Source organism: Bradyrhizobium canariense (genome assembly GCF_900105125.1).
Classification (GTDB): Bacteria; Pseudomonadota; Alphaproteobacteria; order Rhizobiales; family Xanthobacteraceae; genus Bradyrhizobium; species Bradyrhizobium canariense_A.
On the sequence record NZ_LT629750.1, the window covers coordinates 3,446,638 to 3,459,303 of the forward strand.

A 12,666-nucleotide genomic window follows, 5' to 3' on the forward strand; every position below is an offset into this window, starting at 1 on the left:
CCGGGCACATTGGACAATTTGCCCAATGCCTGAAATCGCCGATCGATGACACAAACGGATAATCCGCCGTCTCCCAACGGCATTCCGTCAATGGACCGTCAGAATTCGAGGACATCTCGCGCGCCATGATCGCAAATACTGCCGCGCCATCGCTTGCTGGACAGACTTCGCGAGGATCAGATGCTCACGACAGCGTGAGTTCTGGTGAGATCGCCATCGGCGTCATCATCGGCCGGACCTCGGAATTCTTCGATTTCTTTGTCTATGCCATCGCATCGGTCGTGGTCTTTCCGAAGCTTGTCTTTCCCTATGTCGATGCACTGACGGGAACGCTGTATTCGTTCGCGATCTTTGCGCTCGCTTTCATCGCTCGGCCGGTCGGCACCACGATCTTCATGATGGTCGATCGCGTCTATGGACGTGGCGTGAAACTGACGATCGCGTTGTTCATGCTGGGGACGTCCACGGTCGCGGTGGCGTTCCTACCCGGATATGAGAGCATCGGCGCCGCGTCCGCCGTACTGCTGTCGGTGCTGCGAATTGGTCAGGGCTTCGCGCTCGGCGGCACCTGGGATGGGTTGCCCTCCCTGCTTGCTCTTAATGCACCGGCCAGACGGCGAGGCTGGTATGCGATGATCCCGCAACTAGGCGCACCACTCGGCCTGATGGTCGCAAGCGCGCTGTTCGCCTTCTTCATCACCACGTTGTCCGCGGCCGATTTTCTTGATTGGGGCTGGCGCTACCCGTTCTTCGTCGCCTTCGCGATTAACGTCGTCGCCCTGTTTGCGCGGTTGCGCATCGTCGTCACGCCGGAATATTCCGAACTGTTCGGCAGCCGCGATCTTGAACCAGAACCTGTCGCGAGAACGTTGCAAGCGGAAGGACGCAACGTTGTCATCGGCACCTTCGCGCCGCTCGCGAGTTTCGCGCTGTTCCATATGGTGACTGTCTTCCCACTCTCATGGGTATTCCTGTTTACACAGGAGGGACCTGATCGGTTCCTGATCATTGAGATGGTCGCTGCGGCGTTCGGCGTAGCCGCCATCATTGCATCCGGACCGATCGCAGATCGCGTCGGCCGGCGGACGCTGCTCGGAGCATCAGCAGTGGCGATTGCCGCATTCAGCGGATTTGCACCGCAATTGCTCAACGGCGGAGGTTTCGGTGAAACGCTGTTCATGCTGCTCGGATTCGTGCTGCTAGGCGTCTCGTTCGGCCAGTCCTCCGGTTCGGTCGCTTCCAACTTTTCGCGCGCGAACCGCTATACGGCGTCCGCGCTGACCTCGGATTTCGCATGGCTGTTCGGCGCCGGTTTTGCGCCGCTTGTCGCCCTCGTCCTAGCAAGCAGATTCGGCTTGCTGTCGGTCGGCGGCTATCTGCTCTCCGGCGCCGCTTGCACCCTGCTGGCCCTCGGAATTAGCCGCAGACTTGATCGCGCTGATCAAGCTGGACCATTGGACGCCCATTGAGCAATGATCGCCAGCGATGCGGCGGAAGAGACCGGGCGCGGGCCCGAGAAGATTGCGCTGCGCCCGCGGCGAAATCGATGCCACCCTGAGCGGCGAATAAGGCTCGACGCTCGACTGGATCGAGGCACAGGCCATTGGAAAGACTTGGAAACGCGAAACTCCCGCAGCTTGCGCTACGGGAGTGTCGGTATCGGTGGTTGCGGGGACAGGATTTGAACCTATGACCTTCAGTCATGAGTCGATGTCCCGAGCCTGGTTTAAGCGACTGGTTAAACCGCGGTGGAGATCGCCGTCGCGGAACGCTCCTGCCGACTGATCGTCTGACCATTTCACCGCGCAAATCTTCGCAAGCCTTGTGTTCGACCTGTCCTATTTTTTCGCCATCGTCGCCGATTTTCCGCACGCGCGTTCAGTACCTCTTCTCCAAACCAAGATATTTCGGTTTTGATCAGCTTGCACCTCAGTCGGTCTAGAGCGGGTGATCGACGCGAGCTTCGCGGGCCCTTTGGGTCGCGAAGATTGTCGAAAATCGTTTTGAATTGATGTGGACCGCTGGAGCTCATTCGAAGGACCTGCCGCAGTCGTCCCCAACGCCGCCTGGCTGCCATGTTCCTCCGAGTCATGCCCCATCTTCGGCCCGGCCCCTACTTCCGCTCGATCGAAATGGGACCGCCGCGCCGCAACGTATTGTAGATCGGACAATTATCGGAGAAGTGCTTGAGGCACGCATCCCCGGTCTCGCGGCTGATCCTGTCTTCCAGCGCCACGACCAGCCGGATATATTCGTAACGCGTCGGATCGTCGGCGTGACGCTTAAAGGTTGCCGTGACGCCGACTTCGCCCAGTTCGATCGCCTGGCTTCGGGCGTGGGTCTGGATCAGCCCCAGGCCGCAGGACGCGAGTGCCGACAGCAGCAACTCGCCCGCCTGGACTGCCTCACCGGGTCCACCGATCGAGGCACGGGTATCAGAAACGAAATGCTTGCCGTTGGCGTCGACAATGAAGCGGCCATCGGTGCTCGTGGTGACCGCGCTAACCGTGGTGATGTCGTTTCCTGTGATCGGCTCGGCTCCGCCTATTCCGTCTTCGATGATCGTCATGTCGGCTCTTTCACCTTGTGTTTCTTTGCCGCCTGCGCGCGCCATGCTCCCGACTGCGGCCGCACAAGCCCAAGATTGTCGCGCAAGGTCTTTCCCTCATACTGAGTGCGATAGAGGCCCCGCTTCTGCAATTCCGGAACCACCAATCGCACGAATTCCTCAAATCCGCCGGGCTGATGGGGCGCGCTGATGGTAAAGCCGTCCGCCGCGCCCTCCCTGAACCAACGTTCCAGCCCATCCGCGACACGATCGGGCGTTCCCACGAAGTCGCCCTCGTAGCGGCTGCCATAACGCTTGCCGAGTTCGCGCAAGGTAAGCCCGTCGCGCGCGGTGGCTTCGCGCACCTCCTGATAGTGGCCCTGCACACCCGGAACTTCGACGTCCGGCAGCGGAGCGTCGAGCGGGAACAGTCCCAGATCGACGTCAAGGTGATAGGACAAGGTCGACAGCCCGGCATGTGGATTGACGAGATCGCTCAGTGTCTGCCTCTTGCTGTCGATGATCGCTTTGGTCTCGCCGACCAGCGGGGTTGCGGCAGGCAGGATCTTGAGCGAGCGGGGATCCCGTCCATGCGCCTTCGCACGCTCCTTCAACTCGCGATAGAACGCCTTCGCGCTGTCAAGCGAGTCATGGCTGACAAATATGACGTCGGCCCATTGCGCGGCAAAGTCGCGACCACGGTCGGACGCGCCGGCCTGGATGATCACCGGGTAGCCCTGCGGCGGCCGCGCCACATTCAAGGGACCGCGCACATTGAACCACTCCCCCTTGTGGTCAATGTAGTGCACCTTGTCAGGGTCGGCGAACAGCGGCGTTTCGCGATCCAGCACCAGCGCATCGTCATCCCAGCTGTCCCAGAGCTTGAAGACAACTTCGAGGAACTCGTCCGCGCGATCGTAGCGTTTATGGCGTGGAATCTGTTCTCCCTTCGAGAAGTTGCGGGCTTCCGCATCCTGGAAGGAAGTCACGACATTCCAGGCGGCGCGGCCGGCGCTGAGATGGTCGAGGGTCGCAAACGAACGCGCTACCTCGAACGGCTCGTAATGGCTGGTCGAACGCGTCGAGGCGAGACCAAGATGGCGCGTCGCGGAAGCCATGATCGCCAGCACGACCACCGGGTCGAGCCGCAACGATCCCAGCGCACCGTAACGCAGTTGGCTGTCATTACTGGCCTGGTAGCGATCCGGTACCGCGAGGATATCGGCGAAGAACGCCATATCGAACAGGCCGTGCTCGAGCGTGCGCGCGATGTGCTTGTAGTATTCGGCATCCAGCCATCCGGATTCGGACGCGGCATAGCGCCAGCCTCCCGGACGGCCGGGGCCGGCGGTTACAAAGGCGGCGAGCCGGATCGATCCATCATGATAGGCAGTCATGCAATTACACTCCGAGTTCAGCAGCAACGGCTTGCTTGGCCGCATCGAATTTCGATGACAGCAGGAAACCGCGAACATCGATCTTGTTTGGCAGGACCCCGAGCGCCTGGAAACTGTCGGCAAGATTTTGCGTGGAAACGGCGGCGGCCTCGTCGACCGGCTTCAGATCGACAGCTCCCGACTCCGACAGACGCGCGTCCTTGATAAGTTGCTCATAGACGGCCTGCTCGGCGCCGTCGGGCGGAAACCCGCCCTGTGACGCCCACAGCTTCACACTCTCCGCCGGATGGGCGAAGACATAGGCTTGCGTCTCACGGATGATCTTCACGAACTTCGCGAACGTCTGCGGATATCTCTCCGCCACCTCGGCCCGCGCCACATAAAACGCGTAGTCGTAGGTTTTGACGGCCGGCAACAGCCTCGCTTTGGTCCCGAGCTTGGCGAGCGCCAGTCCAGTCGCCGGCTGCCAATGGATCCAGCCGTCGATACTGCCCTGGGCAAAGGCGGTATAGGCGTCGGCACCGCTCAGGCTCACCGCTGTCACATCCGTCAACCGCAGGCCTGCCGTCTCCAAATATTTGATCAGGCTGTAAGTGCCCGTCGTTCCGTTCTGGTGGGCGATCGTCCTGCCCTTCAAATCGGCGGCAGACCTGATCGAAGAACCGGCCTGGACAAGGAAATCGACTTCGCTCATGGGCAGCGGATAGGCAGCGAGCGGTACGATCGGCACGCGCGCCGGCACCGCATTCGCGACGGCGGTCGCAGTCGCAAAAGTAAAATCGACTGCGCCGGCCTTGACCGCTTCCATCACCGGAAGCGATGCGGTGAAACCAGGTTGCCAGACGATCCTGGTGCCGAGCTTAGCTTCGAGATTGCGGCCGCCGACACCGGCCCGCAGCGAAGCCCAAATGCCGGTGCGACCGTCGCCGATCACGGCGACCGTCAACTGTGACGGCGCAGCGTCCGCGGCCCGCGCGGCCGTGCCGATGCGCGGCAGGCCGCCGCCGAGCAAGGCTAGGCCGGATGCGGCAAGAAGCTCCCGCCGGGATGGACGCGGCAGGTTGGTTCGTGGAAACTTCGAGGTCATGCAGGCCGTCCCTGGTGTGATTTCACTCATGCCACCTTCGACAGGTCGATGGCGTTTTCAGCCGCAAGCAGGTCGTCGAACAGCTCTTCCTTCAGCGCGGAAAGGATTGAATCTCCGCGATGTCGTGGCCGCGATTGATCGAGCTTGAGGTCACGGGCGATGCCGCCGTCGCGCATCACCAGGATGCGGTCGGACAACAAAAGCGCCTCTTCCACGTCGTGCGTAACAAGGATCACGGTGCGGGGCCGCATTGCGAGCAGGGACTCGAGCAGCAATTGCATGGCTGCTCGCGTGATGGCGTCGAGCGCGCCAAACGGCTCATCAAGCAGCAGGACATCCGGCTCGTGAATCAGGGCCCTCGCCAACGCTACGCGCTGGCGCTGGCCGCCGGAGAGCACCACCGGAAATTCATTCTCCCGTCCCTCAAGGCCGACGGCACCAAGGATGTCGCGGGCGTCCCGCTCGCGTCCCTTCAGCCCGAGCGTAACATTGCGCAGCACCGTCCGCCACGGCAGCAAACGGTCCTCCTGGAACATCATGCGCACGTCCGGCCGCGGCAACTTCGATCGCAACTCGATGCGCCCGCTGCTTGGCAGCTCAAGCCCGGCGGCAAGGCGCAGCATCGTCGACTTGCCGACCCCGCTGGGGCCGATGATGGAAATGAATTCGCCGGCGGCAAGCTCGAGATCGACACGGCCCAGCACCCGTCGTTCACCGAACGACTTGCTCACTCCGCGAAAGGTCACATCGGCGCCGCTCACGATGCGATCCGCCGCGCGTAATTCGGATGCCAGCGCAGCAGGCGGCGCTCGACCATACGGGTCAGTAAATCAGCCAGCCAGCCGGCGATCGCATAGAGAGCAATCGCAAGGACGATGACGTCGATGCGCAGCAATTCACGCGCATTCTGAACGAGGTAGCCGATGCCGTCGCGCGATGCGATCGTCTCGCCGACAACCAGCGTGAGCCACGCCACCCCAAGCGCGTAACGAATGCCGATCAGAATCGGTTGCAGCGCGGCTGGCAGGATAATCGACCAAACCAGCGCCGGGCCCCCGAGCCCGTAGGACCGTCCAAGCTCAATCAGCTTGGGATCGACATTGCGAATACCGCCTATAGTGTTGATGTAGACGGGAAACAAGGATCCCATCGCCACCAGCAGCACGCGTGGCTCCTCGCCGATCCCAAACCACAAGATCATGAGCGGTACGAGCGCGAGATGCGGAATGGTCCGTATCATCTGAAGCGAGCGATCGACAATGTCGTGAGCCAGTTCAGACAGGCCGACGATGACGCCGAGCAAAAGGCCGATCGTGGCACCTGCCCCAAAGCCAATCAGGACCCGCCTCAGGCTGACCAGGATGTCGTGTTGCAGTTCTCCCCGCCCCGCGAGTTGCCCTGCAGCGCTCCATATCTCGGAAGGCGCCGGGACAATCGCTGTCGAGATGATTCCATTCACGGAAAACAATTGCCAGAGCCCGATCAGCCCGAACGGCAACAGCCATGGCAGAAACGTGCGTCGCCAGACCGCAATATCTAAAGACACGGGCTCACGAACGCGACCCGGCAGGGGGATGTCCGCTACCACCGTCACAACGCGCAATTCATCCCTGGGCCGCGTAGCCTCATCAACAATTATGCGCTCGGGCGTCGCAAGGATGCACGAGAACTGAGACAACGATGCATCGGTCATGATGTCGAGTGTTGTTCCTGATCGAGAATGACCTCGACATCCTTGCAGAATTTCATGCACGGCACGATGGCATCAAAATTCAAATTTCGAGATACAACACCACGCCTGTGCTCTGGAGGCTGAACAATCGGAAAAGCCATTCCGTCGCGCGCAGTGGGACGCCCGATCATGCGAAACGAGCACATCGTAGGCTCAAATCAGCGACATGTAACATCCGATTCTTGTGATTGGCCGAGGAGTCAATTCCGAAGCCGGCCGCGTAATGCCAAAATCCCGTCTAAGCGGGGTCTGGCTGCGAAAGCGGAGCGCCTCCGATTCCCATCTGTCGCATCCGCCATTGATTGAAAATAGTCGTTTCATTTAAAGGCGATTCCGAAGGACAACGACGCCGCGCTGCTTCGATCAAGGCAAATTAAATGCAAGGAGTAAGCGCTGTAGCAAAGCCGGTTGTTGGAAAACGTAAACAAGCCGAAGGCGCGGCGCGGGAAGATGACGCAGCGCGACCCGTATAACGTGACGGCTGCCGCGCGCGGTCACTGGGGCTGTGCCGGACGGCGATGGATATCGCCGATACCCTCGATCAGTGATTCGTCGAAGAAGCCGCGGACGGCTTCAATATCCTGCCGCTGTACTTTCCAGACGGCTTCGATGACTTTCTGCAGCAAGTAATACCGGAACTCAATGCCGCGGCCCGTTCCGGAGCTTGTATAGCGGGAACACGCTCCGTTCGCATTTGGGCCTACCGCGGCCGGCAAACCAATTTAAGCCGGAATAGCCGGCCCGGCGCGAGCGGTCGCACGTCCCTAGACCTCCCAGCGCGAGCGCCGCGATGACATCGCGACCCCTGAAGGAAGCTAATGGGAGAGCAGGCCCATGATGCGACGATGGACAGCGAACAACTCGAGATTTTCTGGATCGCGGGGTCGCGGAAGGTCGATCGCGATCGTCGCGATCGTGTGAGCGGGCTTGCCACCGAGCACGACGATCTTGTCGGCCAGGAAAGCGGCTTCGAGCATGTTATGCGTCACCAGCAGACCCGTCGGCGGTGCTTCCAGCCACATGTCCTGCATCAGGATTCGCAGCCGACGCGCCGTCAATTCATCCAACGCACTGAACGGCTCGTCGAGAAGCAGTATCTCCGGTTCGATCGAGAACGCTCTGGCGATGGCAACCCGCTGGCGTTGGCCGCCCGATAGCGCGAGAGGGTATGCGTCGAGATAGTCCCTTAGCCCTACTTGCGTCAGCAAGCCCACAGTCCGCGCCGTTCCCCGACCGGCTGCCTTCGACACCAGATCCACATTGGCTCTCACTGTTCGCCAGTCCAGCAGCCGCGGCTGCTGGAAGACCATGCCGACGCGGGCGGACGCACCGCCCGGCCCCGTATCGATACGACCGCTATCCGGCCGCTGCAGTCCGGCCGCGATATGGAGCAGCGTTGTCTTGCCGACGCCCGATGGACCAACGAGGGCGACCAGTTCGCCATCCTCGATCTCCAGTTCGAAGCCATGCAGAACCTGCTCGACCCGGCCGGAGTTTTGTCGAACGAAGCCCTTTTCGATCCCCGAGAACTTAATCGACGCACTCACAGGTCGGACACCCGTCGCCATTTCGAAGAGGCGCGTTCGAGCGACTGCAGGACGCCGTATTCGATCACGACCATCACCGCCCAGAACACGATCGTCCAGGCAAGAACTCCGGCGACGTTCTGCGAGCTGAATTCGGAATTTAGCTGGTAGCCGACACCGTTCGAAAGACCGAAGAGTTCGACGAGAACGATCACTTTCCATCCCAATGAGAGGCCGACGCGCGCGCCTCCGATCAGATGCGGCGTCAGACTGGGGATCCAGATATGGATAAGCTTGTCGCGCGTCGAAAGCCTGAAGACATGCGCCATTTCCACGATCTCGGAATCGACGGCTTTCATTCCCTGGAGGACATGCAGGACCATGACCGGACCGATACCCAGCGCGATCGCCACGATGGGCGTGGTCAGACCGACTCCGAACCAGATGACGCAGAGAAGAGCCCAGACGAGGCCGGGCACCGTGAGGCCAAGAATGATGGCGGGATCGCAAAACCTGCGGAACGTCACGCTTCTTGCTGCCGCGATACCGACGACGAGCGAAATCACGAAGGCGACGCTGAACCCCGCGAGGATGCGTCCCAGCGTGATTCCGATCTGACGAAGCGCGAAGCCACCGATGACGAGACGCCGCACCTCGCCGAGCACCTCGCTCACATTCGGAACGAGCGGGCTCGCCGTGGCGCGTGCCAGCGCTTCCCACAGCCCCAGGAGGCAGACGCAGAAGACGATGGATGGAAGCCAAACCGCTGCTAGGCGCCGCAGCGCCGACAGCCTCGGAGCCCCCCTATCTTGCCGCCTTTTGGCGCTCTCCACCTGTACGATATCGGCCATCATGCCTTTCCGAGCGCCAGGCCGTCGTAGAGCGGGCGCTGCGGAGCCGCATCGAGCAACCTAAGCTTCACCGCGACCTCGATCTGCCGGTCGATGGCGTTCCATACGCTCCGGTCCCACTCCGTGGGATAGACATCGGCCAGCCTACCTGGAAGCAGATTGATCGCGGCGGTCTCCTTTGGTCGAAGGCCCATCTCCGCCGCATGCTCGATGAAGAGGTTCGGATTGTCGCGCAAGGCGCCGTTGGCTGCCGCAAAAAGCCGAGCGACGGACGTAGCAAGCGCCCGGTTGGAGTCCAGCCAGGTGCGCTTCGCAGCCAATCCGACCAGGAATGGCGCAGCGTCAACACCGGAGGCGTGCCGCCAAATGTCGCCAATTTTAGCCAGTTCGCGCGCCCCTGAGCCGACGGCACGGGTCGCCGTCGGTTCGATGACGATGACGGCATCCACGTCGCCGCGGTCGAACAGCGCCAGATTGGCCGTTGGCGGGCCGAATATGGTTTCAAAGTCGCGATCGATATCGATCCCGAGCAGCGAGAGCGCCACGCGAGCTTGCTGATAGGTCTCGGTGGTTTTCGGCTGGGTGGCGATTTTCTTGCCGACGAGATCCGAGGGTTGATGAAACGGGCTGTCGGCCTTCACGATGATGCGGCCGTGATTGTTAAGTGCCGGCCCGAACAACGTGATGTCGCTTCCCCTACGCGCCAGCGTCGCAAGGCCGATCGCACCGAATACTCCTACGTCCAGAGATCCGGCCGCAAGCTGCACCTGCATCTGCCCGGGATCGCCAGCCACCCAGTTGATGTCGAAGCTCGAACTCAAGGACGGATCGAGACTGGAGATGGCGGCGCGCCAGATCGAGCCCGCGCTTCCCGGCGTCGAGAGCGTGACGTTCACGACCGGCTTCGCCTGCGCCATCGCCTCGGACGAGACGACGGCCGGATAAGCCACCGCACCGGCGATGCCTGCCAGGACGTCGCGCCGCGACAACGAGAAATAGCATCGCGACACCTGGTGTCCCGTTGCCGCCTTGGACATGGATCGGTCCTTAGAAAGGTTCGCCGCGCCGTTTCGGCGCGGCGAGTGATCACTGCTCACCGTCGAATCCAACAGCGCGGTCAAGAAACGACGAGCGATTCGTGACTGTTTCTGCCGTCTGTAAAGCCGCGTTCCTTCATCCAATGATACGCCGGGTCGAACAAGTCAGTCGAATATCGCTGTGCGTGAGTGTAACGGACGAAACGGCCGTCGAGTTCGTCGGGGCTGATCTCGTCCTTCGCGATCGCCACGATGTAGTGAGCGTATCGGGCGAAATCGGCGTTTATCAGATCGACGGCCTGGTCGAGCACCTTGAAGTATTTGTCGAGATCGAGCGGCTCCAGATCCGGCGACACCACCTCGGCCCCGCGGTAGAACGTCAAAGCAATGATATGAGCGCCCTGCTTCAGCGCCAGGCTGATAAAGGGCTCCATGACGGTCACCGCACGAACCCGCCCCTCTTTCAGCGCCGAGAGCCGTACCTCCGGCGCTCCGATGTGGGTCGTTACGATCTCGTCCTTCGGAATCGCGCCCTCAAGCAGTCCGATCGTTGTATAGTGCGATCCGGTGAAGTCGTTGATCCCGATCGCAACGCCGGCGAGATCTCGCGGCGACTGCAACTGAGAATCGAACGAAACGATCGCTTGCGCGGCAATCGCCGGCCGTAGCGCCGCAATTTTTCCCCGGCCCGCGCCACGCTCCAGGCGATCGATCCCGCCCCATTCGCACACATTGAAAGCTTCTGCCGCGCCACCCTCGAACAGCGCCTCCTTCTGCCGCTTCAGCACATCTCGTTCCAGCTTATCGTGGTCGGCGTACTTGACCGAATAGTCGACCTCCAATCCGGCCTTCTTGAACAAATCATGCTCCAGGGCGACCAGGATCGGCAGGTCGAACACCGGCGGATTGGGCGAGATGCGGATCTTGAGATTCAGGTTGCTGATCGAAGCCATTTTTTACCTCCGTCGCCTTGAAAGAATTGATTTCGGCTCCCGCGCCGACCGCGTCAGGCGAAACGACGCCGTCGTGTTTCGGATGTCATGCTAAGCCAACCAAGCAGGAGAGTGCTTTCATATTGGCGCGAAACGACGGAAGATCTTCATTGTCCGTCGGCGCAACGCACAATGGTTTTTGCTTTCCACCGACGGCGCACGCAAGCTGGCTGGGCCGATGTTTGCCTGGTTGGAGTGGGCAATCAGCACCCTCGCCTTGTTGTTCCGGGCGCCCAACCGACACCTACCGCCCGACGAATCCGCGTAACCACAACGGGCGCAGTAAGGGCGGCGCCCTCCGCAAGTAGCATTGCTATCATGGCGTCGGGCAATGGGCTTTGGCGGGTCGGAAAAATACTTGCCGTGTGTGTACCGAAAACCTCATCCGAATTGATGACGTGATGGAATCGCCTAAGCTGGCGGAATGATCGGGCTGCTCTGTTTCGCTCTGGCCGTCCTGGCCTCACCGTTCAAGTCGAAGTTGCGGCTTGAAGCTGAGAACGCGGTGCTTCGACACCAGTTGAATGTCTTGAGGCGCAGGCTGCACGGTCGGGTCCGGCTCACGAACCATGATCGCTGGTTCTTGATCCAGCTGTATCGCTGGTTTCCATCAATCCTGCGGGTTCTCTCCATCATTCGGCCCGACACGCTCGTGCGTTGGCACAGGGCCGGCTTTCGCTGCTACTGGCGGTGGAAGTCGCGCCCACAGGGAGGGCGACCGCAGATCGACACGGAGTTGCGGGTATTGATCCGATGGATGAGCGTCGAAAACCCGCTTTGGGGCGCGCCGCGCATTCACGGCGAACTGCTCAAGCTCGGGTTTGAGGTCGCGCAGTCGAGCGTCGCCAAGTACATGGTCAAGTGGCGGGCGCCACCCAGCCAGGGATGGCCAACCTTCTTGCATAACCACGCGCCAGACATTGCCGCCATGGACCTGTTCGTTGTCCCGACCATTCGCTTCGACCTGCTCTATGCCTTGCTCATCGTCCGGCTAGACCGCAGGAACCAGGTCTTGATCAACCTCACAGCAAATCCGAACGCAGAATGGGTCGCGCGTCAAATCACGGAAGCATTTCCCTGGGATCAGGCTGCGCGCTACATGATCCGGGACTGCGATCGGATCTATGGCGCCGTCGTCACACGGCGACTGCGAACCATGGGCATTCGGGACAAACCGATTGCACCGGCCTCGCCCTGGCAGAACGGTTTTGCTGAACGGCTGATCGGATCGATCCGGCGCGAGTGTGTTGACCATTTCATCGTCTTGGGCGAGGCGCATCTGCGCCAGATTCTGCAATCGTACGCACGCTATTATAATGACGTCAGGACGCACCGGTCACTGGACAAAGATGCACCAGTCTCTCGCCAAATTCAGCGAATCGGAAGCATCAAATCACACGCCATCCTTGGCGGACTTCACCACCACTACGCCCGCGTTTAAGTTTTCGGTACACACAGGAATCGAACCCCTGTTTCAGCCTTGAGAGGGCCAAGCC

Annotated in this window: 12 protein-coding genes; 2 read left to right on the forward strand and 10 right to left on the reverse strand. The window is 61.0% G+C overall.

Annotated features, from left to right (window positions below; all coding sequences use genetic code 11):
- Positions 1-125 precede the first annotated feature (125 nt).
- Positions 126-1,469: an MFS transporter gene (locus tag BLV09_RS16510; RefSeq protein ID WP_146688093.1), complete on the forward strand. Its 1,344-nt coding sequence runs from the start codon at positions 126-128 to the stop codon at positions 1,467-1,469.
- Between the two features lie 644 nt (positions 1,470-2,113).
- Here BLV09_RS16510 and BLV09_RS16520 read toward each other — a convergent pair.
- From BLV09_RS16520 to BLV09_RS16560, 10 genes are all read right to left on the reverse strand, one after another.
- Entirely contained in the window at positions 2,114-2,569 is a 456-nt protein-coding gene (locus BLV09_RS16520) for an OsmC family protein (protein WP_146688094.1), read from the reverse strand.
- The gene (locus BLV09_RS16525) at positions 2,566-3,945 is read right to left on the reverse strand and encodes an LLM class flavin-dependent oxidoreductase (protein ID WP_146688095.1); all 1,380 of its coding nucleotides are present in this window, start codon (positions 3,943-3,945) and stop codon (positions 2,566-2,568) included. The genes BLV09_RS16520 and BLV09_RS16525 overlap by 4 nt, the downstream gene beginning before the upstream one ends.
- Positions 3,946-3,949: 4 nt before the next feature.
- On the reverse strand, positions 3,950-5,032 hold the full coding sequence (locus BLV09_RS16530; protein WP_146691157.1) for an ABC transporter substrate-binding protein: 1,083 nt from the start codon (positions 5,030-5,032) through the stop codon (positions 3,950-3,952).
- A gap of 26 nt (positions 5,033-5,058) precedes the next feature.
- Positions 5,059-5,793, reverse strand: coding sequence for an ABC transporter ATP-binding protein (locus BLV09_RS16535; RefSeq protein WP_146688096.1), 735 nt, complete (start codon positions 5,791-5,793; stop codon positions 5,059-5,061).
- Complete coding sequence (locus BLV09_RS16540; RefSeq protein ID WP_167558760.1) at positions 5,790-6,578, reverse strand: ABC transporter permease subunit; 789 nt, start codon at positions 6,576-6,578, stop codon at positions 5,790-5,792. The genes BLV09_RS16535 and BLV09_RS16540 overlap by 4 nt, the downstream gene beginning before the upstream one ends.
- A 680-nt stretch (positions 6,579-7,258) precedes the next feature.
- Positions 7,259-7,390 (reverse strand): hypothetical protein, encoded by a 132-nt coding sequence (locus tag BLV09_RS38490; protein WP_283806853.1) that lies wholly within the window; start codon positions 7,388-7,390, stop codon positions 7,259-7,261.
- A gap of 189 nt (positions 7,391-7,579) precedes the next feature.
- Positions 7,580-8,311 carry an ABC transporter ATP-binding protein gene (locus tag BLV09_RS16545; RefSeq protein ID WP_197685054.1) on the reverse strand — a complete coding sequence of 244 codons (732 nt, stop codon included), beginning with the start codon at positions 8,309-8,311 and terminating at the stop codon, positions 7,580-7,582.
- Positions 8,308-9,141 (reverse strand): ABC transporter permease, encoded by an 834-nt coding sequence (locus tag BLV09_RS16550; protein ID WP_167558761.1) that lies wholly within the window; start codon positions 9,139-9,141, stop codon positions 8,308-8,310. Before BLV09_RS16550 ends, BLV09_RS16545 begins: the two co-directional genes overlap by 4 nt.
- On the reverse strand, positions 9,141-10,178 hold the full coding sequence (locus tag BLV09_RS16555; RefSeq protein ID WP_146688099.1) for an ABC transporter substrate-binding protein: 1,038 nt from the start codon (positions 10,176-10,178) through the stop codon (positions 9,141-9,143). Before BLV09_RS16555 ends, BLV09_RS16550 begins: the two co-directional genes overlap by 1 nt.
- An 80-nt stretch (positions 10,179-10,258) precedes the next feature.
- Complete coding sequence (locus BLV09_RS16560; RefSeq protein WP_146688100.1) at positions 10,259-11,131, reverse strand: ABC transporter substrate-binding protein; 873 nt, start codon at positions 11,129-11,131, stop codon at positions 10,259-10,261.
- A gap of 463 nt (positions 11,132-11,594) precedes the next feature.
- Between BLV09_RS16560 and BLV09_RS38135 the strand changes: the two genes are divergently transcribed.
- Positions 11,595-12,611, forward strand: coding sequence for an integrase core domain-containing protein (locus tag BLV09_RS38135; protein WP_146688101.1), 1,017 nt, complete (start codon positions 11,595-11,597; stop codon positions 12,609-12,611).
- Positions 12,612-12,666: the final 55 nt, after the last annotated feature.